The organism is Staphylococcus sp. NRL 16/872, assembly GCF_022815905.2.
Lineage (GTDB): Bacteria > Bacillota > Bacilli > Staphylococcales > Staphylococcaceae > Staphylococcus.
The window spans coordinates 1,680,128-1,701,387 of the sequence record NZ_CP119327.1; the positions used below are offsets into that span (position 1 = coordinate 1,680,128).

Sequence of the window (21,260 nt, forward strand, 5' to 3'; positions counted from 1 at the left end):
TTATAATATTCTAAACTACTCATTTAAAATTAACGTCTAGTTCTTCTAGAACGTCTTTCTTCTCTATTTCTGATAAAGCTAGGAATATCGTCATCTTTAGTTGAATGACTTCTTTCATTTACACTTTCAGATGCACGTGAACTTGAAGCACTATGTGAGAATGAGTCTTCTTTAGGTGCACTTTGTGTTGAAGTACCTGTAGCACTTACGCTTGAACCAAAACCTGTACTTGAAGCTTTACGTCCTTGAGATGTTGGTTTATCTTCGAAACCAGTAGCAATAACTGTTACAACAATCTCATCTTGTAATTCAGGATTGATTACAGTACCGAAGATCATGTTTACATCTTCATCAGCAGCATCTTGAACGATATCTGCAGCTTCTTGAGCTTCGAAAAGTGATAATGATTCTCCACCAGTAATATTCATTAATACGCCTTGTGCACCAACGATTGATGTTTCAAGTAAAGGAGATGAGATAGCTTTTTTAGCAGCTTCAACAGCTCTGTTTTCACCTGAAGATACACCAATACCCATTAATGCTGAACCTTGGTTAGACATGATTGTTTTAACGTCAGCAAAGTCTAAGTTTACTTCACCTGATACAGCGATTAAATCAGAGATACCTTGTACACCTTGACGTAATACGTTATCTGCTTCTTTAAACGCTTCCATCATTGGTGTAGATTTATCTACGATATCTAATAAGCGATCATTAGGGATAACGATTAATGTATCAACAGCAGCTTTCATCGCTTCTACACCTGCAGCAGCTTGAGTAGAACGCTTACGACCTTCGAAACCAAATGGACGAGTTACCACACCAACAGTTAAAGCGCCCATTTCTTTAGCGATTTTTGCAACAACTGGCGCAGCACCTGTACCAGTACCGCCACCCATACCAGCAGTTACGAATACCATATCTGCACCTTGAATCGCATCTTCAATTTGTTCACGAGATTCTTCAGCAGCTTTTTTTCCGATTTCTGGGTTAGCTCCTGCACCAAGTCCACGTGTTAATTTTTCACCAATTTGGATTTTAGATTCAGCTTTCGATAAATTTAAAGCTTGTCCATCTGTATTAATTGCAATAAATTCAACATTATTCATTCCATGGTCAATCATGCGGTTAACAGCGTTATTACCACCGCCACCTACACCGATGACTTTTAAAGTCGCCATATGATTAAATCCTTGTTCAAATTCTAACATTTATATTTCCTCCTAGTCTTAATGGCCAATCATTCAAATAGAGATTTCATAAGTTTTTTAAATTTACTTTCTTCTTTTTCAGGTCTTTCGTGATCATCACGGTGATGCTCTATATCTTGATGTTCATCATGGCTATCATACTTATCACGATGTTCAACTTTTTCCACTCTTTCTTGTTCTTGTGGTTCGTTGTAGTCTTCTTCATAAGTATCTTCATTTTTGTTTGACTTACGTTTAAACCAGTCAAAACCGCCAGATTTAGAAGCGTTATCTCTGTCGTCATTTTCGATAACTTCTTCTTCAAATTCATCATTGTCTTGATAATTCATTGTAACATAATCTAATAATTCATCAAAAGCGATACTACTAGATATTGTAGAAATAGCTGAAGTGAATTCAGGTTTTCTGATACCCATTTGAGATGGAGTATGGATTCTTATTTTTTCATTTACCATTGTATTAAGTAATTCTTTAATACCTAGTAAATTTGATGATCCACCTGTAACAATGAAACCACCGTTGACTTTTGTTAAACCTAAATCAACCAAAACATCGAATACTTCATCAAAGATATCTTGCACTGTTCTTTCAATGACAGCACTTAAATCTTTCTGAGTATATTCTACTAATTCATCGCTATCTACTTGATCTACAGTAAATATATCTTGATCAGACGCTGAATTAGTAAATGCATGTCCATATTGATGTTTAACTTTTTCAGCTGTTTCATATGTAGTATTTAACTCTTCCGCAATATCATCTGTGATGTCACGGCCAGCAAGTTCAATAGAATCAGCGTCAACTAACTCACCACGCTCATAGAAAGCGATTTGAGTTAAATCTTCACCGATATCAATTACACATGCGCCTAGTTCTTTTTCGGTAGCTGTAAGAATAGAACCATAATTATATGCATCAGAATAAACATCCAACACATCGACGCCACAAGATTCAACACATTTAATCATATTAATTAAAATAGATTTATGAATTGCAATAACGCCTGCTTCTACTCTTAAAGAATGTCTAGCGATTAATTCTTTAGGATCAGAAACTTGATTATCCCCATCTACAATAAATCGAATTGGGAAAACATCAATAACATCTGTATCCGGAACTTCATTTTTTTGTCTGATACCTTCTAACACATCTTCAATATGTGTGCCATTTATTTCAGTATCTTCATAAAAATCAATTTCATTTGCTTCATCGTACACTTCAGTTCCAATGATAGGTAACTTTAAGAAAACTTCTTTTATATCTACACCTGAGGCGATAGAAGCTTTTTTAATTGTATCTTTAATTGCTTGTTTAGCAATATCAAAATCATCAATCAATCCGTTCTTAATACCACTAGTGTAGGTTTGTCCTGTACCTATCACATTTATTCCATTGTGAAATTTTTCGCCTACTATCGTTTTAACACTTGATGAACCAATATCTATGCTTACATAGTAATGTTCCTCCATAGATAGGCACCTCCTGACAAATTACTATTAAAATACACTATATTTAGTTTACAATACGTCGATTGGCTTGTGAACTATAAACGTATATTAATATCGAAATTTTTTAATTATTTGAGTTTGATTGTTCGTTAATTTTATTCAATGCACTTTGCAATTCGTTTTTAGCATCAATTTCTTCTTGAGACTTTTGTTGTAAATCTTGATCAGATTTAGAACTGTTAGAACTACTTCCATTATAAGGAATAAATGATGCGCCTACGGATAAATCAATATAACCTTGGTTTTGTAGATTACCAGAATCATCTTTTTCAAGTGATTGTGACATTTGTGGGTAATATTTCAGTTTATTTGCGATGGTTTTGTAATCACCTACAACCTGCATGCCATCTTTCATATACAATAAAATTCTACTTTGCTTATTTGCTTCTGGTGCATAACTAATTTCTGAAATCATATCTCTAACGTTTAAAGACATATTTGAAAGTGCTTTAACCATATTATCTTTATCTTCACCCTTGAAACTATCTAAGATTGGGCCACTACCCGCAATATTTTCATTATAGTCTTTCAATTCTTTATTGCCTTCAATAATAGGAACATATTTATTCTTATCTTTTACTACACCCACTACATTGTTTTCAGTTATTTGAACATTTAACGTATTAGGTAAATGTTTTTTTATCTCTACATTCTTGACTAAAGGATTTTGTTTTAAATTATTAATCCCTTTTCTTTTACTATAAGTATACATGCGAGAACCTGGTTTAACATCTAGTGCTTTTTCAACTTGTTGATTACTCAAGTTTTTATTCCCACTAATGTTTATATGAGAAATCCTACTTAATGGCGTAAACATGTATATTAAAAATAAAAGAATTAATAATATTAATGACGTTAAAATGATATATTGAATTCTCTTTTGTCGTTTACGACGATCAATTCTTTGTTGCTCACGTTTTTCTTGTAACGTCATATGCGCATATTTATCTTCTTTTTGCTTATGGTTAGCAGTGTTGCTTTTTCTATTCTCACGTTTTTTCTTTTGGTTAGAAAATAGCTCAGACACTTTTGTTTTAAAAGTTTGAAATTGATTTTCTTTTCTTGAGCTATTATGACGATTGCTTTCTTTTTGTTTTCGTTTCTCATTTAGTTCTTCTTTACGTTCTTCTTGTGACTCTTCTTTATGAATTTGTTCTTCATTACTATCTTGCGTTGCGCTAGGTCTATCTTCCTTTTCAGAAATTGAAGATTCAGTGAAATTACTGTCTTCTGTGTCTTCCATCTCATTATCTTTTAATTCACTGTTTTTACGTTCAATTGAATCCCTAATAGACCTCACTTTAGTATTTCTATTATTTTTACGTTCATCCACGAAATTTCACACCCTTTAATAAGACGGTAAGTGTGCACGGAAGCTTTCAATAAATCGTTCTCCACGTTCTTCAAATGTATTATATTGATCCCAACTTGCACAAGCTGGAGATAATAAAACAACATCATTAGGTTCAATGACATCTTGCACTTTTTTTACAGCATCTTCGACATCGGTAGCTTTAATAACAAGTTTCCCTTGACTATTACCTAATTTAGCAAATTTTTCTTGCGTTTCACCAAAAACAACCATTGCTCTTACATTTTTCATATATGGAATAAGTTCATCAAATTCATTTCCTCTATCTAAACCACCACATAACCAAATGATAGGTTGTTTAAACGAATTTAACGCAAATTGAGTAGCTAAAGTATTAGTTGCTTTCGAATCATTATAATATTTATTTGTTCGATTAGTACCAATGTATTGTAATCTATGATCGATACCTGAAAATGTAGTTAAACTATCAATAATAGCTTTAATTGGTACACCAGCTAAAATAGCAGCTAATACAGCAGCCAAAATATTTTCTAAATTATGTTGTCCTGGTAAAACTAAATCCTCAATATTAATAATTCTAATTCCTTTGTAGATAATGAAATTATTTTTAATATAAATGCCTTCAACTTCTTGTTGTGTTGAGAAGTATAAGGTCTTAGCTTTTAAATTTTCCGATTCAATAAGATGACGTTGATGATAATTGCATATTAAATAATCATCTTCTGTTTGATTTTTATATATTTGTTTTTTAGCATTTTGATAGTTTTCAAGTGTTTCATGATAATCTAAATGCGCCGAATAAATATTAGTAATAATGGCAATATGTGGTCGGTATGTTTCAATACCTAGTAATTGGAATGAAGATAATTCAGTGATTAAATATTCCTCCGGTTTGGCTTCTTGGGCTACTTTAGAAGCGACATAACCAATATTTCCAGATAATCGTCCAGTAAGTCTACTTTTGCTAAACATGTCTCCAATTAAAGAAGTTGTAGTAGTTTTACCATTTGTTCCAGTAACTGCAATAATCGGCGCCTCAGATATTAAATAGCTTAATTCTACTTCAGTTAAAATTTGCAACCCACGTTCTTCTGCTGCTTTAATGATTGATACAGTATATGGAATACCTGGGTTTTTTACAATAATAGGATCGTTATCCAATAATGAAACTGGATGACCACCGTCAACAATTTTTACACCTAAAGTTTCTAAATCTTTTGCATGGGGATCTTGAGATAAATCTTTGCCATCATTCACAGTGACTTTAGCCCCTAATTTGACTAGTAATTTCGCTGCTTCATAACCACTTTTTGCTAATCCTACTACAAGAACTTCTTTGTTTTCTAATCCTGTAAAATTCAGCATTCTAATGCACTCCTATCCATAATCCGATTAAACCTGAAATTAAACCTACAGTCCAAAACACTGTAACAACTTTCCATTCACCCCAACCACTTAATTCGAAGTGATGGTGAATTGGACTCATTTTGAAAATACGTTTTTTAGTCAATTTGTATGAAGCAACTTGTAACATTACAGATAATGTTTCGATAACAAACACTAATCCAATAAGAAGTAATGATATTTCTTGATTTAACATAATTGAAACTGTAGCAAATATACCACCTAATGCTAAACTTCCTGTATCCCCCATGAACACTTTAGCTGGATTTAAGTTATAAGGTAAGAAGCCTAATAAAGCGAAAATCATAATAATACAAAATGTACCAATAGCTGGTGAATCTATAATAAAACTCATAATTGCGTACATTGTAAAACCTATAATTGATAAACCAGTTGCTAAACCATCTAAACCATCTGTTAAGTTAACTGCATTTGAAAATCCTACTTGCCAAAAGACAATAAAAATAACATATGCGAATGATAGAGGAATACTTATATTAGTAAATGGAATATTGAGATTAGTTGAGAATTCAATTAAATGAAAGACATCACTAAGAACGAAGAAAATAATAGCAATAGCGATTTGAGCTAAGAATTTTTGTTTACTCGTTAAGCCTTGATTATTTTTCTTAACTACTATGATGTAATCATCAATAAAACCAATCAAACCAAATCCAATTGTTACGAATAACAACAAAATAATTGGGTTTGAATTGTCAACAAAAAATATAGCTATAATAGAAGTTATGATAATACTAATGAGGAATGTAAGCCCACCCATTGTAGGTGTACCTGTTTTTTTCATATGACTTTGTGGCCCTTCCTCACGTATACTTTGGCCAAATTTCATTCGTTTAAGTGTTGGAATTAATACCGGCACCAAAATCACGGTGATAAATAGTGCGATAATCGCAAGTATAAAAAGCATGATATCCTCCTTTATGTATATTAAATTTTTACAAAATTATTTATAAATTTCTATTTTAGTCTTTAATCCTCTTAAGTTTATCAATTTTTGAGACAACTTCACACAAATTTAAGAACGAAAATAAGTACAGAAAAAGAAGAAGCAACATTGCGATGGAATAGGAAGTGTATTTTTTACTTAGCCATATCAGCTCTATTCTTAATAAAGATGTATGCAATTTTTCCAATCGCAATCTTTTGCTTAAACTTCTTCTTTCATTTTCCTAACTTATGTTAACACTATTTCACTAAATCTTAGTTTGAATCGCTTTCAGATGATTTTTGATTATTATCCGAAGATGAACTGTTGTCTTTTTTATTATTGGAATCTGCATTTTTAGAATCATTATTATTGGAACTTGAAGTATTATCACTTGAGGAGCTAGAGGTTTCATCTGGATCTTCAGGTGACAATTCCACTTCAATTTTGCTATTGTTCTTCAAGGTTGCATCATTTGAAACGGACTGTTTTGTGACAAAGCCATTTCCTTTAGTCGTAACATTGATGCCTGTCAGTTCTTGGAAAGTAAGTACATCATCTTTTGTCCAGCCTTTCATATCTGGCATAGTAATATCTCCATCAGTCAATAACATGATTTTACTATTTGGTAATAATTTCGTATTGGCTTTTACTGATTGAGATTTAATATTATCACCATTACCGATAATTACAGGTTGTAAGTTTTGTGATTTAATACTATCTTCAGCTTTTTGAGCACTTTGCCCTGAAACATTTGGCACTTTACTATATTGAGCAGATTTTGTTTCATCTTTATGAGAACCAACATTAAGGTATTTTAAAGTATTTTCCATAATTGGTTTAAATGCTTTACTTACACCTAATTGATATGCTTCTTCATCATTTTTTTGTGCTAAACTCATACCTGCATAAACAATGACGCGTGGATTTTTCTTAGGTGCATCGCCGATAAAGCTTACAAAGTAAGGATTGGCACCTTTGACATAACCTCCACCATTTTGGTCGGCAACTTGAGCAGTACCTGTCTTACCTTCAATGTCATAACCATCAACACGATAGTTCGTAGCATGGCTCTTCTTACTGTTTACTACTTTATCTAACTCTGTCTCAACTTTGCTTGCTGTCTCAGCTGTAATAGGTTTACCAGCTATTTTCTTTTCACCTTTATAAAATGTTTTTTTAGATATTGGATTGTCAATACTTTGAACAAACCAAGGTTTTAACATATTCCCTTTATTAAAGAAAGCAGATTGTGCTTGTAACATTTGAACAGGTGTAACAGTTGTCGATTGTCCAAAAGCAGATGTTTTTTGTTGTAATACATTTGACCATGCGATATTTCCTGTCGCTTCTCCATCAAACATACCTTCTGTTGATTTACCAAAACCAAATTTTTCATACCAAGATTTCATCTTATCGGCACCTACTAAATCTTGTAGCTCCATCATTAATGTATTTGAAGAGTAGGTAAATCCTAGTGACATAGGAATTTTGCCCCAACCTGTTTTATTCCAGTCAGAAATTCGTGAACCCATAATATCACGATGACCTGACTCATATTTTTTAGTTGGTTTAAATTTTCCTTCTTGAATTGCTGCAGCTAACCCGTAGGTTTTAAATGTTGAGCCAGGTTCATATGTGTTTTGATATAAATCATTGGCCCATTTTTCACCAAAGTCTTTTCCTGTTTCAGGATTAAACGTAGGTCGCTGACTATACGCTAAAATTTCACCAGTTTTAGCATCCATTACTACAGCAAATAAATCTTTAGGTTCATACTTTTTAACCATGTCATCTAATGCTTCTTCTACAAACACTTGAATATTTGAATCAAGCGTTAAATGTACGTCATCACCACGTTTAGGTGCTTTCTCATGTTTGGAATGAGGTGCAATATAACCCCAAATATCTTGAATATATGATAATGAACCTTTTTGTCCATTTAGATAACTATTAAATATTTTTTCGACACCTAAAGCGCCATTCAAATCTCCAGAATCCGGATTTTTTTGTGCCATTCCAATTAAATGAGAAGCAAAATTACCATTTGGATAAAATCTTTCTGTTTCAGGATATAATAAAATACCTGGCAAATTCATTTTTTCTAATTTTTGCTTATCTTGATATGTTAGATTTGTTCCTTTTTGTCCAAATTCTACTTGGAAAGCACGTTTTTGATTTAACCGTTTTTCAATTTCCGAAGGTTTCATGTCAATCACTTTAGCTAATTGTTCCGCAGTTTTCTTTTTATCTTTAACGTAACGAGGTTTATCTCCATTTTCACCAGCACTTTTATCAACGACTGCCACAACTTTAAATCTTTCAACATCTTCAGCTAATATTTTGCCGTTTCTATCATAAATCTTGCCTCGTTCAGGCTGTTCCTTATTTTTAACAAGATATGTTTCATTCGCTCGCATAATTAAATCTTGTCCATCCGAATGCCCAGTTAACATGATATAAGAATATCTTAAAACCAATATAAAAAAGAGCAGTCCGAATATACCAACAAGGAGGACTGCTCCTAATTTATTTTTTCTAATTTTAATTTTTCGCTTCGCCATTAGTACGCACTACCTTTACATTATCGTTCTTTAAGCTCATGCCTTGTTGTTTAGCTTTATTGTAAATGCGTTCGTAAGAAGAATTCTTTTTGATTTCTGATTGTATTGCACTATTTTCACTGCTTTGTTGTTCAATTCTTTGATCTAAATCTGCAATTTTTCCATTTGTATCATACGCATCCATTTTTAACGATAGCAGATAGATTGCGATGACAGCAACAGCAGTAACGAGTGTTATGTATAGAAATTTCTCAAATCTTGTAAGTTGAACGACTACCTTTTTTGTAACCGTACGAGTTTGAGGTTCAGATTGTGGTTGTTGTTTCGGTATGCTTGTATGCTGGACTTCTTCATATGGTTCATATATTTTTTCTACAGCCATCTTCAATTACTCCTTATTTTAAAATTTCTGCGACACGTAACTTTGCACTACGCGCTCTATTATTCTCATCTAAGTCTGCTTCTGTTGCAGTGATGGGCTTGCGATTAACTCTTTTTAGTTTAGGTGTATATTCTTCAGGAATAATTGGTAACCCTCTAGGTACATCAGGACCTTTCTCATATTCTTGAAACATTTGCTTACAAAGTCTATCTTCTAAAGAATGGAAAGTAATCACTGAAATTCTACCTCCCACATTAACTAATTCAATTGCTTGTTCAATCGAATCTTCAAATGCGGATAATTCATCATTCACTGCAATACGAATCGCTTGAAAGACACGCTTTGCAGGATGACCACCTTTTCTACGAGCTTTGGCTGGAATACCTTCTTTAATAATATCTACAAGCTCTAATGTTGTTTCAATCGGTTGTTGTTCACGATGTGCTTCAATACGTCTCGCTATTTGTTTCGAAAATTTTTCTTCACCATAACGATAAAAAATCTTAACAAGCGCCTCATAAGACCATTCATTCACGACCTCATAAGCACTTAATGCTTGTGTTTGATCCATACGCATATCGAGTTTAGCATCGTGGTGATAACTAAATCCTCTTTCAGGGACATCTAATTGTGGACTTGAAACGCCCAAATCATAATAGATGCCATCCACTTTTTCAATGTCTAAGTTTTTTAAAATGTCAGTCAATTCTCTAAAGTTACTATGTACAAACGTGACTTTGTGTAGATGATCTTTTAATACTTCTTTAGCATTCTCTAAGGCATTTGTATCTTGATCGATAGCAATCAGTCTACCGTCATCGTTCAATTGATTTAATAAATAGAGTGCATGACCGGCACCACCAAGCGTACAGTCTACATATATGCCATCTTCTTTGATGTTTAAATAATCAATTGTTTCTTTTAGCATAACGCTTACATGATGAAACACGGCAAATTCCTCCATTAAAAATCAAAATCTATCAAATCTTCAGCAATATCCTCGAAACTTTCTTCAGATTCATCATAAAAATCATTCCAAGTTTCTCTATCCCAAATCTCAATACGATTTGAGACACCTATTACTGTACATTCTTTAGTTAAATTAGCGTACTTCCTTAAATTCTGAGGAATATTGATACGCCCTTGTTTATCTAATTCCACTTCGATTGCTCCAGAGAAGAACATACGCATAAACTTACGTGCGTCTTTTTTTATCATAGGTAAGGCTTTCATTTTCTCTTCAATCTGTTGCCATTCTTCAAGTGTATAACCAAATAAACATTTATCAAGGCCTCGCGTGATAATAAAACGTTCATTTAAGTCATATCTAAACTTTGCAGGAATTATCATACGCCCTTTAGCATCAAGTTGATGCTCGTATTCTCCCATGAACATTATTATCACCTCACCTTATTTATAATTTACCACATCTCACCACTATCCTCCACTATTTATGTAAAATATCTTAAATTTCCTTTTTTCGACAAAAAAACACCTATTTTATCTCAATGATAAAATAGGTGTTTTCCTTTCTAATCAAGGTTTTATAATGATTTGATTAAATGTATATTCAAGTGGTGGGTAAGTGGAGGGGCTAAACACATCTATCCCAAATTCATTCATTATTTGTAATGGATTCCATATTCTTTCTTGCAACCCACCCATTGGATGTATTACATATTCCAACTCTCTAAAGTGTTTCATGCTAATATCATTTTCACGTTCAATATTAAGTAGGTATCGTTGAAGCAAATATTCGTACTGGGTATTATGAATTTCATTATTCTTATTCACTAAATTAATATTATCTTGATTGCCTTTTACTTCATCTAATAAATGTTGATATATCCTAGCATGTTCCTCTTTAAGTTGTTCAACTTGTTTTATAAATGACTCTGAAGCTCTTTCACGAATAAATTTTGTTCTATCATTTTCAATACCACTTTCAATCACATTTTGCACATCTAATTGGTATTGATTTAATAGTTTGCCAGCTCTTTGCGTCAAATATGTGATTTTAAGACGTGGCATAACGATTGGCATTTCAATTTCTAATAATTTAAAGACTTCATTAAGTTCAGCCCAATATTTTATTTCACTTGGCCCACCAATAAAAGCTGCCGTGTTGAATAACCATTCTTCCATAATAGGTCTCGTCACTACATTATTTGAAAAGCGCTGGGGCTCTGTCTCAATCAATTCCAATATTTCATCTTTAGTATACTTGATTTCAGATTTACTTAATTTGAAATGATTACCTTCTTTAGATAATAACTGTCTCATATTATCTGCGTGAAAGAAAAGATGAACATTTGTATCTGTTTGTATCATTTGATTTAAACCAGATTGAGTCGTTTGGGCTTGCGTATTTCTAAATGCATAATCAATCGCCTCATGTTGTTGAATCATTTCTTTTAAAATTGGTTTCTCAAGTTCTCTTAACTCTTTAAATTGTGCATCGATAAATAATACGCCATAATCTTTAAATACTTCATGGAGTAAAGTTTTAAACATATCTGTCCAAGAATCATATTGATAAATAATATCTGAACAAAGTGAATAAAGCGCCTTTGTATGTTCTGTTTCTTTTAATTCTTTGAAAAAATTTTTCAAAGCTTCAAGAAGTGCCTCTTTATCAGGTAGATAACGTGATACATTCGATTCAGGAGGAGCCATCGTGTGATATTTCACTTTGTGCAATTGAGCTTCTCTATTATTGAAAACGTATGTATGATTCACTTCATCAAAATCATGATCTTCTCCAGCTATCCAGAATACTGGTACAACAGGTTGTTCATACGTTTGACTCAATTGATGACTTAAAGTGACTATCGAAAGAATTTTGTGGAAAGTATACAACGGGCCACCAAATAATCCCGCTTGTTGACCGCCAATCACGACTTTAGCACCATTAGACAATGCTTCGAGGTGATGTTGTTGAGAATCAGTAAGTTTAAGATCCCCCATAAATGAGGCGATAATTTCGCCTAACTGTTGTTCCCTACCATTGCTAGGCTGTTTCATTTTCTTGTCAAAACTCGCCTTCTCAGAGGGATCATATTGATAAAATTTTAATAATTGTTCATCGCTATTTTTCAATTTTGTAATAAACGAATCTTTTTCTTTAAAATATGTTACTTGACAGTCCATATCCATACTCCTTCAACATAGCTATTACTCATATAGTATAAAGATTATATCCTTATCTGACAATTTAACGGCTTAAATATTTAATTTTTCTTTTGAAAACTATCTTACTATATTAATAATGACTATTTAAATAAATGAAATCTACAATATATATACGTTATAATAAATGAAAAGGACAAAGGGGAGATTAATAATGAGCGAAGTTAAACACCTTGAAATCAACTATAAAACAGATGAACTATTTGAAGCATTCAGAGAATTTGGTAACAAAGACTTATACATGGTCGAAGAGTTAAAAGGTCAAATGATCGATGCAAGTTCTGAGTCACCATTCTACGGTATTTTTAATGGTGAAAACTTAGCTGCTCGCATGGCTTTATTAAATAAAGGCGATGTTGAAGAAAGCTATTTCCCAGAATACGACGATTATTTATTATTATGGAAGCTAGAAGTATTAGAAAAATATCAGAATCGAGGTTATGCAAATGAATTAATTGAATTTGCGAAATCATTCAAAACACCAATAAAAGCTATTGCTCGTCAAGATTCTAAACAATTTTTTATTAATTTCGGCTTCGAAGATGTAAATGCTAAAAATCCAGAAGGTCATGATGTGCTAGTTTGGTCACCTGAAGTTAAATAGTAAAATAAGTTATTTAAAAATTAAATTTAAAACTTCTATTAATAAAGTAAATTTAGGCAAATCAGAAATTTTATTTAATGAAAATTAATTTCTGATTTGCCTTTTTCTTTTTTACTTTCTATCTTGTTCTATAATTTCGACTAATTCCCCTAAATTTTTAATTTCATAATCTGGTGCAATGTCCGAATCATTATCTTTATTTCTATAATTAAACCAACATGTTGCTATGCCAGCATTTTTTCCACCTAATACATCTGATGTTAAGGAATCTCCTACAATTAATGAATGCTCTTTTTTATCTTTTCCAATTCGTTCAAATACATAATCAAAGAATTCAGTCATAGGTTTTTGATAACCTGTTTCTTCTGAAATAAATACACCTGCAAATACGTCTTTAAAATCTAATTGTGCAATGCGTCGTTTCTGAGTATCTGTTACGCCATTGGTTACGATGTATAAATCACATATTTGCGCTAAACGATCAATCGTTTCTAACGCTAAATCGAAATATTTTACTGGCGCTTTCGCTAACTCATCTCTAAATTTAATATCTGCTTCCTTTCCATCTACCTCTATCCCATAATAGCTAAAATATTCAATAAAGCGATGTGAAAGCACTTCGTCTTTAGTTAATTTATTTTTTTGAAATGCCTCCCAGTGTGCTTGATTTACTTTTTTAAAAAGTTGAAAATCTTTTTCTGTGGGATAATGATGATAAAATTTTGCCATATTATGAAACGCTTTGTCCTCTGCATCATAAAAATCAACAAGCGTATCATCAAAATCTAATAAAATTGTGTTATATCTCATATTTAACATCCTTAATCAATTTTGTATGAATAAAATTCTTCTTTATAAGATATATTTTAACAAATTTTTGAAACAAACAAATATTTCGCATAAAAAAAGACCAGAGCGCTTGCCCTGGTCAATTATTATAAGTCGATTATTAGAAACCGAAAATTTTGCCTAATACGCTTACACCGTTTTCTACGATACCTACGATGTTTGTACCTAATTTAGCCCAATCATGGTTTTGTCCTGCTTGTACTGCATTTGCGATTGCTTCTGCTATTTTTTGCATTATAATCTCTCCATTTCTTTATTTTTATTTGTTTGAAAAACTAAGTATTTATAAAAGTTAAAGTCTATTAGAAACCGAAAATTTTGCCTAAAGCACTTACACCGTTTTCTACGATACCTACGATGCTTGTACCTAATTTAGCCCAATCGTGATCTTGTCCTGCTTTTACTGCGTTTGAGATTGCTTCTACTAATTTTGACATTTAAATCGCTCCATTTCTTTTTTTATTTTGAAAAACTATAAGTATAAGGTAGTTAAGGTTTTATTAGAAACCGAAGATTTTTCCTAATACACTTACACCGTTTTCTACGATGCCTGCGATGTTTGAACCTAATTTACCCCAGTCGTGGTTTTGTCCTGCTTGTACTGCGTTTGCGATTGCTTCTGCTAATTTTTGCATTATAATCTCTCCATTTCTTTTTTATTTATTTTGAAAAGCTCTGTATTTTATGATTAGTAAGGTTTTATTAGAAACCGAAGATTTTTCCTAATGCACTTACACCGTTTTCTACGATGCCTACAATGCTTGTACCTAATTTAGCCCAATCGTGATCTTGTCCTGCTTTTACTGCGTTTGAGATTGCTTCTACTAATTTTGACATTTAAATCGCTCCATTTCCTTTTATTTATTTTAATAAACTATGAATTTATGATGTTTAAGGTTTATTAGAAACCGAAGATTTTTCCTAATGCACTTACACCGTTTTCTACGATACCTACGATGCTTGTTCCTAATTTAGCCCAATCGTGATCTTGTCCTGCTTTTACTGCGTTTGAGATTGCTTCTACTAATTTTGACATTTAAATCGCTCCATTTCTTTTTATTTATTTTAATAAACTATGAATTTATGATGTTTAAGGTTTTATTAGAAACCAAAGATTTTTCCTAATGCACTTACACCGTTTTCTACGATACCTACGATGCTTGTTCCTAATTTAGCCCAATCGTGATCTTGTCCTGCTTTTACTGCGTTTGAAATTGCTTCTACTAATTTTGACATTTAAATCGCTCCATTTCTTTTTTTATTTGTTTTGAAATACTATGTGATATATGAATGATAAGGCTATTTTAGAAGCCTAAGTATTTACCTAATACGCTTACACCGTTTTCTACGATGCCTACGATGTTTGTACCTAATTTAGTCCAATCATGATTGATTCCTGCGTCTACTGTATTTTTGATCGCTTCGAATAATTTTTCCATATTCTTGATCTCCTTTATGTTCTATATAGTAATTTATTTATTAAAAACCTAAATATTTGCTTAGTAAACCTACACCGTTTTCTACAATACCTACAATACTTGTACCTAATTTACTCCAGTCACCATTAACTCCTGCTGTTATTGAATCTTTAATTGAGTTGAATAAACCTTCCATTTTATGCACTCCTTAGAATGTAGTTGGTAAATTTATAAAACGATTACTAGGTTGTTGTTTTTGTTTAGCTATCGTTTTGATACTTATACTATAAAGGGTATATGCTACTTATTGCGTATTTTTTCTTAACTTGAAACTTAAACGTCAAAACTGTGCCTTTTATGTTTTGATTTAGACAGTTAGGGATGCAAATATGTATACTTAAAACATACAAGTTTGTAAACGCTTACATAAATATATATAGTTTCTCTAATTTTGCTTTCTTTAATATAGAAAAAATCTTTATTAGATAAAAAAATTGTATTAGGTAGAAAGTAATAGAAGTATTATATTAGCGAAGTTAATTTATTCAAAAAGCACAAAAAAACTCCGTATCGAGTTAGATACGGAGTTTTACTGACGTCCTGGGAGGGATTCGAACCCCCGACCGATGGCTTAGAAGGCCATTGCTCTATCCAGCTGAGCTACCAGGACATGATTTTTTAACACAAGAACTATTATATATAAAGAAACCTCATTTCGCAATAGCTTTGATATAAAAAAAGTTTATATTTTTCACTAATTAAGTTCATTTGTTACTAGCAACTTTAAATTCTATTTAAAGCACTCCAACTTACAGTGAATTAGCAATAAATCTTTAAAAATTAACAGTTAGGCATGCTTCAATGTGAAACACTGAAGCATGACTAACTGTAAAAACTAAATATCAAATTCTACTGTATCAATAATTTCGTTATTTCTATTTCTGAAATTCAATTTTGCATACTGATTATTATCGTCTATTAGTAATTCTGCAAATGTTTCTTCTATATTACTACGAGATTGTGAGATACTTCCCGGATTAATGACATGAACGTCACCCAATTTCTCATATTTAGCTACATGTGTGTGTCCATAAAATGCTAATTTGCCTCCTAGCGTCTGAGCTTTTTCAGCTAATCTCATACGTGTTTGATTGACAGAATAAAGATGCCCATGAGTATAGAAGGCTTTAATACCATTTACTTCAACAATTTCTTCGTTAGGAAACTCTGGATAGAAATCACAATTTCCTTTGACACGTCGAAAAAGACTTAGTTCTGTGTCATTATATTCAAATTCAGAGTCACCAAGATGTATGAAGACATTTGCATCATTATGTTGTTCATACAATTGATATAAAATACCTGCTTCGTTATGATTATCACTCGCAATTAACCACTTAGTCATGACTATTCACGCTCCAAATAATCATTTAATTTCTTAATCGCGTTACCTCGATGGCTAATCTCGCTTTTTTCTTCAGTTGTAAGTTGAGCCATTGTTTTGCCCTTTTCCGGAACAAAAAAGATAGGATCGTAACCAAATCCATTATCTCCTTGTCTCTCAGTGGTGATTTCTCCAGCTACAGTACCTTTAAATGTACGTGTAGGTTCTCCAGGGGCACTCATACTGATGATACATACAAATTGTGCTTCTCTGTCTTTTTTACCTTCTAAATTATGCAACAGTTTATCAATATTGGCTTCATCGCTTTTATCTAAACCTGCATATCGGGCAGAATAGACGCCAGGTTCTCCATTTAACACAAATACTTCTAGCCCACTATCGTCTGCGATCACGCGTTTATTCAAAGCTTTAGCTGCTGTCTCTGATTTCAAACGCGCATTTTCTTCAAAAGTAGTACCTGTTTCTTCTACATCGAAATCTTTGATGACTTCAGAAATCCCAACGACATTATCATTAGGAAAAATTGCTTTAAAATCATTTATTTTACCTTGATTATTGGACGCAATTACTATATCTGCCAAAGTTATGTCACTCCATTCTTTTAAATAACTTGAATATGTTCAACTTCAACGTCTAGTTTTAACCATTGTGCAATAATATTTTTAATATGTACAGTATCTCCTGTAGCAAAGAAACGGTGTTGTGGATTTGGTGAATAACTCGCATGCTCATTGCTAAATGTAAGTAACGCACTGACTTCACGAGCTGTTTCAAGACCAGAAGATATTACTTTTTTCTCTCCGCCAAAGTAATCATTAATTGGTTTATATAATAAAGGATAGTGAGTACAACCAAGAATGACAGTATCAGCATCTGTATTGCGCCACTGCTTTAACGTTTGATGAATGACGATACTTGTGATTGTTGGATCATCATAACGCATTTGCTCAACTAAAGGTACAAATCCAGGACATGCAACACCATACACATTCACATTGGGGTTAATGCGTTTAATATGATGACGATAAGCTTCTGATTTGATAGTCCCTTCTGTACCTAGGATCAAAACATTTTGATTTTTTGTAGTCATAATAGCAGTACGCGCGCCAGGTTCGATGACGCCAATCACAGGGATAGGTAATATTTGTTGTAAATGCTCAAGTGCTACTGCTGTTGCCGTATTACAAGCAATTACTAACATTTTAATATTAAATTCCATCAATTTATTTGCAAGTTGTGTTGTAAATTCTTTGACTTCATCGCCAGGGCGTGGACCATAAGGGCATCTTGCTATATCTCCTAAATAATAAATGGTCTCATTAGGAAGTTGGCGCATGATTTCCTTCGCTACTGTTAAGCCCCCTACGCCAGAGTCTATAACACCAATTGGTTTATTCATTTATATTCATCCTTATAATACATAATACTCTCATTTTACCACAGTCATTCATTGAGGTTGACTAATTCGTTTTATTCATTTTGAAAAAGAAAAAAGTAGGTAGCGATTTATTGCAAAATCGCTACCCACCTTATTGTGAGTGCTGAATGTTAGATTAAAACATTTTATAAATTATATTATAAGAAATAATTTACGGCTTTCCAAAAGCAGGATTTTCGGCAGAGTCCATCACGACTCGACAAAATTTGAGAAACAATTTTGCTCATCGTTCGGTTCTGCTCAAATCCTAAGCGCTTTTGTCCAGACCTTTTTTGATTAATCTACTTTGTGGTCTGAACCAAAGAATGATTTAAACATGTGGAATGTTGTTTCTCTGTTTAACGCTGCAATTGAAGTTGTCAAAGGAATACCTTTTGGACAAGCATTCACACAGTTTTGAGAATTACCACATTCTTGTAAACCACCTGCACCCATTAACGCATCTAAACGTTCATCTTTGGTCATTGCACCTGTTGGGTGTAAGTCGAATAAACGTACTTGAGAAATTGCTTGTGCACCTACGAATTTGTTATTGCGTGTAACGTTTGGACAAACTTCTAAACATACACCACAAGTCATGCATTTAGACAATTCGTATGCTGTTTGACGTTTCTTCTCTGGCATACGTGGACCAGGACCTAAATCATACGTACCATCGATAGGAATCCATGCTTTCATACGTTTTAAGTTGTCGAACATTCTTGTACGGTCAACTTGTAAATCACGAATAACTGGGAATGTGCTCATTGGTTCTAAGCGAATTGGTTGTTCTAATTGGTCAACGATTGCTGAACATGATTGTCTTGCACGACCATTAATAACCATTGAACAAGCACCACAAACTTCTTCTAAACAGTTCATATCCCAAGTAACAGGTGTCGTTTTTTCACCTTTACTATTTACAGGATTACGTCTAATTTCCATTAAACATGCGATAACATTTAAATTTTCTTTATAAGGAATTTCAAACTCTTCTTCATAAGGTTTAGAGTCTTGATTATCTTGACGTTTAATAATTAATTTAACTGTTTTTTGATTTGTTTCTTTTTGTTGACCTTCTTCACGATTTAGTGTTTCTTCATTACGACGTTCTTCTGGAGTTTCTTTTACTGGTTGAGTGTCAGCCATTATTTTTTACCTCCTTTAGACTTACTAGTGTAATCACGTTTACGTGGTGGAATTAAGCTTACATCAACTGGTTCATAAGTGAATTTAGGTGCTTCTGTTTTACCTTGATACTCAGCTAATGTTGTTTTTAACCATTCATCATCATTACGATCTGGGAATTCTGGTTTGTAGTGGGCACCACGTGATTCATTACGATTGTAAGCGCCTATAGTAATTACTCGTGCTAAAACTAACATATTCCATAATTGACGAGTAAAGAATACGGCTTGGTTACTCCAAGTTTGTGTATCTTCCATATCAATGTCTTGGTAACGTTTCATAAGTTCAACAATTTTTTTGTCTGTTTCAAGTAATTTGTCGTTTTCACGCACTACTGTTACGTTTGCTGTCATAATTTCACCAAGTTCACGATGAAGTTTATAAGCATTTTCAGTACCACGCATATTTAATAAGTTATCAAAGCGTTCTTGTTCTTCATCTACACGTTTTTGATAAATACTTTCATCTAAGTCTGTGTATGAAGTTTCTACATTTTCAACGTATTTAATTGCATTAGGCCCAGCAACTGTACCACCATAAATCGCTGATAATAATGAGTTAGCGCCTAAACGGTTACCACCGTGTTGAGAGAAATCACATTCTCCTGCTGCGAATAAACCTTTAATGTTTGTCATTTGATCATAATCAACGTATAAACCACCCATTGAGTAGTGAACCGCTGGGAAAATCTTCATTGGTACTTTACGTGGGTCATCACCTGTGAATTTCTCATAAATTTCAATGATACCACCAAGTTTTACATCTAACTCATGTGGATCTTTATGAGATAAGTCAAGGTAAACCATGTTTTCACCATTAATACCTAATTTTTGGTTAATACATACATCAAAGATTTCACGTGTTGCAATGTCACGTGGTACTAAGTTACCGTAATCAGGATATTTCTCTTCTAAGAAATACCATGGCTTACCATCTTTATAAGTCCAAATACGTCCACCTTCACCACGTGCTGACTCACTCATTAATCGAAGTTTGTCATCACCTGGAATAGCTGTTGGGTGAATTTGAATGAACTCACCATTTGCATATTTAGCGCCTTGTTGGTAAACGATTGAGGCAGCAGATCCTGTATTAATCATGGAGTTTGTTGTTTTACCGAAGATAATACCAGGACCACCTGTTGCCATGATAACAGCATCTGAACCAAATGATTTAATTTCAGAAGTTGTCATGTTTTGAGCAACAATACCTTTAGCTGCGTTCTCATCATCTTTAACAATACCTAAGAATTCCCAACCTTCATATTTAGTAACTAAACCATCCACTTCAAATGAACGAACTTGTTCATCAAGGGCGTAAAGTAATTGTTGTCCAGTTGTTGCACCAGCAAATGCTGTACGGTGATATAATGTTCCACCGAAACGACGGAAGTCTAAAAGACCTTCTTTAGTTCTACTAAACATTACGCCCATACGGTCTAATAAGTGAATAATAGATGGTGCAGCTTCAGCCATAGCTTTAACAGGTGGTTGGTTAGCTAAGAAGTCACCACCATAAACTGTATCATCAAAGTGAATCCAAGGTGAGTCGCCTTCACCTTTAGTATTTACCGCACCATTAATACCGCCTTGGGCACATACAGAGTGCGAACGTTTAACAGGTACGATTGAGAATAAATCAACATGCGCACCTTGTTCTGCAGCTTTAATTGTTGACATCAGACCAGCAAGGCCCCCACCGACAACAATAATTTTTTTCTCTGCCATAGAATTGTCACTCCCCTAAAATATATCTACAAATTAACGTCATGTATAACCTTACTTGATAAGTAAATTATTCGTTATCATTTATTACTAAAGGTTTAATTTCATTTAAATTTAA

25 protein-coding genes and 1 tRNA gene are annotated in these 21,260 nt (G+C 33.0%); 1 reads left to right on the forward strand and 25 read right to left on the reverse strand.

Annotation, left to right across the window (positions count from 1 at the left end; all coding sequences use genetic code 11):
- Window positions 1–29 precede the first annotated feature (29 nt).
- The 10 genes from ftsZ to bshC all read right to left on the reverse strand — a co-directional run bounded on the left by ftsZ (window position 30) and on the right by bshC (window position 12,498).
- Window positions 30–1,211 (reverse strand): cell division protein FtsZ, encoded by a 1,182-nt coding sequence (ftsZ, locus tag MT340_RS08330; protein ID WP_243603754.1) that lies wholly within the window; start codon window positions 1,209–1,211, stop codon window positions 30–32.
- Between the two features lie 29 nt (window positions 1,212–1,240).
- Window positions 1,241–2,680, reverse strand: a complete 1,440-nt coding sequence (gene ftsA, locus MT340_RS08335) for a cell division protein FtsA (RefSeq protein WP_243603755.1) — start codon at window positions 2,678–2,680, stop codon at window positions 1,241–1,243.
- Window positions 2,681–2,783: 103 nt separating this feature from the next.
- Entirely contained in the window at window positions 2,784–4,052 is a 1,269-nt protein-coding gene (locus tag MT340_RS08340) for a cell division protein FtsQ/DivIB (RefSeq protein WP_243603756.1), read from the reverse strand.
- 15 nt (window positions 4,053–4,067) lie between these two features.
- Window positions 4,068–5,417 carry a UDP-N-acetylmuramoyl-L-alanine--D-glutamate ligase gene (gene murD, locus MT340_RS08345; protein ID WP_243589546.1) on the reverse strand — a complete coding sequence of 450 codons (1,350 nt, stop codon included), beginning with the start codon at window positions 5,415–5,417 and terminating at the stop codon, window positions 4,068–4,070.
- A gap of 1 nt (window position 5,418) precedes the next feature.
- On the reverse strand, window positions 5,419–6,384 hold the full coding sequence (mraY, locus tag MT340_RS08350; protein ID WP_243589547.1) for a phospho-N-acetylmuramoyl-pentapeptide-transferase: 966 nt from the start codon (window positions 6,382–6,384) through the stop codon (window positions 5,419–5,421).
- A 293-nt stretch (window positions 6,385–6,677) separates the two neighbouring features.
- Entirely contained in the window at window positions 6,678–8,966 is a 2,289-nt protein-coding gene (locus MT340_RS08355) for a penicillin-binding protein (RefSeq protein WP_243589548.1), read from the reverse strand.
- A complete protein-coding gene (ftsL, locus tag MT340_RS08360) occupies window positions 8,947–9,348 on the reverse strand; it encodes a cell division protein FtsL (protein WP_243589549.1) in 402 nt (133 codons plus the stop codon). The genes MT340_RS08355 and ftsL overlap by 20 nt, the downstream gene beginning before the upstream one ends.
- 13 nt (window positions 9,349–9,361) lie before the next feature.
- Complete coding sequence (rsmH, locus tag MT340_RS08365; protein WP_272106628.1) at window positions 9,362–10,297, reverse strand: 16S rRNA (cytosine(1402)-N(4))-methyltransferase RsmH; 936 nt, start codon at window positions 10,295–10,297, stop codon at window positions 9,362–9,364.
- A gap of 14 nt (window positions 10,298–10,311) precedes the next feature.
- Window positions 10,312–10,743: a division/cell wall cluster transcriptional repressor MraZ gene (gene mraZ, locus MT340_RS08370; RefSeq protein ID WP_243589550.1), complete on the reverse strand. Its 432-nt coding sequence runs from the start codon at window positions 10,741–10,743 to the stop codon at window positions 10,312–10,314.
- 141 nt (window positions 10,744–10,884) lie between these two features.
- Entirely contained in the window at window positions 10,885–12,498 is a 1,614-nt protein-coding gene (bshC, locus tag MT340_RS08375) for a bacillithiol biosynthesis cysteine-adding enzyme BshC (RefSeq protein WP_243589551.1), read from the reverse strand.
- A gap of 193 nt (window positions 12,499–12,691) precedes the next feature.
- Here bshC and MT340_RS08380 point away from each other — a divergent pair, with 193 nt between their 5' ends.
- Entirely contained in the window at window positions 12,692–13,141 is a 450-nt protein-coding gene (locus tag MT340_RS08380; RefSeq protein ID WP_243589552.1) for an N-acetyltransferase, read from the forward strand.
- Window positions 13,142–13,252: 111 nt separating this feature from the next.
- Here MT340_RS08380 and MT340_RS08385 read toward each other — a convergent pair whose 3' ends face one another.
- The 15 genes from MT340_RS08385 to sdhA all read right to left on the reverse strand — a co-directional run bounded on the left by MT340_RS08385 (window position 13,253) and on the right by sdhA (window position 21,145).
- The gene (locus MT340_RS08385; protein ID WP_243589553.1) at window positions 13,253–13,951 is read right to left on the reverse strand and encodes a YjjG family noncanonical pyrimidine nucleotidase; all 699 of its coding nucleotides are present in this window, start codon (window positions 13,949–13,951) and stop codon (window positions 13,253–13,255) included.
- Window positions 13,952–14,090: 139 nt separating this feature from the next.
- Window positions 14,091–14,225 carry a beta-class phenol-soluble modulin gene (locus MT340_RS08390; protein ID WP_243589554.1) on the reverse strand — a complete coding sequence of 45 codons (135 nt, stop codon included), beginning with the start codon at window positions 14,223–14,225 and terminating at the stop codon, window positions 14,091–14,093.
- A gap of 67 nt (window positions 14,226–14,292) precedes the next feature.
- Window positions 14,293–14,427: a beta-class phenol-soluble modulin gene (locus MT340_RS08395; RefSeq protein WP_243589555.1), complete on the reverse strand. Its 135-nt coding sequence runs from the start codon at window positions 14,425–14,427 to the stop codon at window positions 14,293–14,295.
- A gap of 63 nt (window positions 14,428–14,490) precedes the next feature.
- Complete coding sequence (locus tag MT340_RS08400; RefSeq protein WP_243589556.1) at window positions 14,491–14,625, reverse strand: beta-class phenol-soluble modulin; 135 nt, start codon at window positions 14,623–14,625, stop codon at window positions 14,491–14,493.
- A gap of 67 nt (window positions 14,626–14,692) precedes the next feature.
- Entirely contained in the window at window positions 14,693–14,827 is a 135-nt protein-coding gene (locus MT340_RS08405; RefSeq protein WP_243589555.1) for a beta-class phenol-soluble modulin, read from the reverse strand.
- 64 nt (window positions 14,828–14,891) lie between these two features.
- Window positions 14,892–15,026, reverse strand: coding sequence for a beta-class phenol-soluble modulin (locus MT340_RS08410; protein ID WP_243589555.1), 135 nt, complete (start codon window positions 15,024–15,026; stop codon window positions 14,892–14,894).
- A gap of 65 nt (window positions 15,027–15,091) precedes the next feature.
- Window positions 15,092–15,226 carry a beta-class phenol-soluble modulin gene (locus MT340_RS08415; protein ID WP_243589555.1) on the reverse strand — a complete coding sequence of 45 codons (135 nt, stop codon included), beginning with the start codon at window positions 15,224–15,226 and terminating at the stop codon, window positions 15,092–15,094.
- A 68-nt stretch (window positions 15,227–15,294) separates the two neighbouring features.
- Window positions 15,295–15,429 (reverse strand): beta-class phenol-soluble modulin, encoded by a 135-nt coding sequence (locus tag MT340_RS08420; protein WP_243589557.1) that lies wholly within the window; start codon window positions 15,427–15,429, stop codon window positions 15,295–15,297.
- Window positions 15,430–15,469: 40 nt separating this feature from the next.
- Complete coding sequence (locus MT340_RS08425) at window positions 15,470–15,604, reverse strand: beta-class phenol-soluble modulin (RefSeq protein WP_243589558.1); 135 nt, start codon at window positions 15,602–15,604, stop codon at window positions 15,470–15,472.
- 400 nt (window positions 15,605–16,004) lie between these two features.
- Window positions 16,005–16,078 (reverse strand) — tRNA-Arg (locus MT340_RS08430).
- A gap of 225 nt (window positions 16,079–16,303) precedes the next feature.
- Window positions 16,304–16,813: a YfcE family phosphodiesterase gene (locus tag MT340_RS08435; protein WP_243589559.1), complete on the reverse strand. Its 510-nt coding sequence runs from the start codon at window positions 16,811–16,813 to the stop codon at window positions 16,304–16,306.
- A 2-nt stretch (window positions 16,814–16,815) separates the two neighbouring features.
- Window positions 16,816–17,394, reverse strand: a complete 579-nt coding sequence (locus MT340_RS08440) for an XTP/dITP diphosphatase (protein ID WP_243603757.1) — start codon at window positions 17,392–17,394, stop codon at window positions 16,816–16,818.
- 20 nt (window positions 17,395–17,414) lie between these two features.
- A complete protein-coding gene (gene racE / locus MT340_RS08445) occupies window positions 17,415–18,212 on the reverse strand; it encodes a glutamate racemase (RefSeq protein WP_243589561.1) in 798 nt (265 codons plus the stop codon).
- Window positions 18,213–18,527: 315 nt separating this feature from the next.
- Complete coding sequence (gene sdhB / locus MT340_RS08450) at window positions 18,528–19,379, reverse strand: succinate dehydrogenase iron-sulfur subunit (RefSeq protein WP_243589562.1); 852 nt, start codon at window positions 19,377–19,379, stop codon at window positions 18,528–18,530.
- The gene (gene sdhA / locus MT340_RS08455) at window positions 19,379–21,145 is read right to left on the reverse strand and encodes a succinate dehydrogenase flavoprotein subunit (protein WP_243603758.1); all 1,767 of its coding nucleotides are present in this window, start codon (window positions 21,143–21,145) and stop codon (window positions 19,379–19,381) included. Before sdhA ends, sdhB begins: the two co-directional genes overlap by 1 nt.
- Window positions 21,146–21,260 lie beyond the last annotated feature (115 nt).

Bases quoted from the DNA above. Each gene is read 5' to 3' on its own strand.
- bshC (WP_243589551.1), bottom strand. From the start codon at position 12,498: ATGGACTGTCAAGTAACATATTTTAAAGAAAAAGATTCGTTTATTACA.
- MT340_RS08385 (WP_243589553.1), bottom strand. From the start codon at position 13,951: ATGAGATATAACACAATTTTATTAGATTTTGATGATACGCTTGTTGAT.
- murD (WP_243589546.1), bottom strand. From the start codon at position 5,417: ATGCTGAATTTTACAGGATTAGAAAACAAAGAAGTTCTTGTAGTAGGA.
- mraY (WP_243589547.1), bottom strand. From the start codon at position 6,384: ATGCTTTTTATACTTGCGATTATCGCACTATTTATCACCGTGATTTTG.
- MT340_RS08405 (WP_243589555.1), bottom strand. From the start codon at position 14,827: ATGTCAAAATTAGTAGAAGCAATCTCAAACGCAGTAAAAGCAGGACAA.
- mraZ (WP_243589550.1), bottom strand. From the start codon at position 10,743: ATGTTCATGGGAGAATACGAGCATCAACTTGATGCTAAAGGGCGTATG.
- MT340_RS08415 (WP_243589555.1), bottom strand. From the start codon at position 15,226: ATGTCAAAATTAGTAGAAGCAATTTCAAACGCAGTAAAAGCAGGACAA.
- ftsL (WP_243589549.1), bottom strand. From the start codon at position 9,348: ATGGCTGTAGAAAAAATATATGAACCATATGAAGAAGTCCAGCATACA.
- MT340_RS08380 (WP_243589552.1), top strand. From the start codon at position 12,692: ATGAGCGAAGTTAAACACCTTGAAATCAACTATAAAACAGATGAACTA.
- sdhA (WP_243603758.1), bottom strand. From the start codon at position 21,145: ATGGCAGAGAAAAAAATTATTGTTGTCGGTGGGGGCCTTGCTGGTCTG.
- ftsZ (WP_243603754.1), bottom strand. From the start codon at position 1,211: ATGTTAGAATTTGAACAAGGATTTAATCATATGGCGACTTTAAAAGTC.
- MT340_RS08400 (WP_243589556.1), bottom strand. From the start codon at position 14,625: ATGCAAAAATTAGCAGAAGCAATCGCAAACGCAGTACAAGCAGGACAA.
- ftsA (WP_243603755.1), bottom strand. From the start codon at position 2,680: ATGGAGGAACATTACTATGTAAGCATAGATATTGGTTCATCAAGTGTT.
- MT340_RS08355 (WP_243589548.1), bottom strand. From the start codon at position 8,966: ATGGCGAAGCGAAAAATTAAAATTAGAAAAAATAAATTAGGAGCAGTC.
- sdhB (WP_243589562.1), bottom strand. From the start codon at position 19,379: ATGGCTGACACTCAACCAGTAAAAGAAACTCCAGAAGAACGTCGTAAT.
- racE (WP_243589561.1), bottom strand. From the start codon at position 18,212: ATGAATAAACCAATTGGTGTTATAGACTCTGGCGTAGGGGGCTTAACA.
- MT340_RS08420 (WP_243589557.1), bottom strand. From the start codon at position 15,429: ATGGAAAAATTATTCGAAGCGATCAAAAATACAGTAGACGCAGGAATC.
- MT340_RS08410 (WP_243589555.1), bottom strand. From the start codon at position 15,026: ATGTCAAAATTAGTAGAAGCAATCTCAAACGCAGTAAAAGCAGGACAA.
- MT340_RS08395 (WP_243589555.1), bottom strand. From the start codon at position 14,427: ATGTCAAAATTAGTAGAAGCAATCTCAAACGCAGTAAAAGCAGGACAA.
- MT340_RS08425 (WP_243589558.1), bottom strand. From the start codon at position 15,604: ATGGAAGGTTTATTCAACTCAATTAAAGATTCAATAACAGCAGGAGTT.
- MT340_RS08390 (WP_243589554.1), bottom strand. From the start codon at position 14,225: ATGCAAAAAATAGCAGAAGCAATCGCAAATGCAGTACAAGCAGGACAA.
- MT340_RS08435 (WP_243589559.1), bottom strand. From the start codon at position 16,813: ATGACTAAGTGGTTAATTGCGAGTGATAATCATAACGAAGCAGGTATT.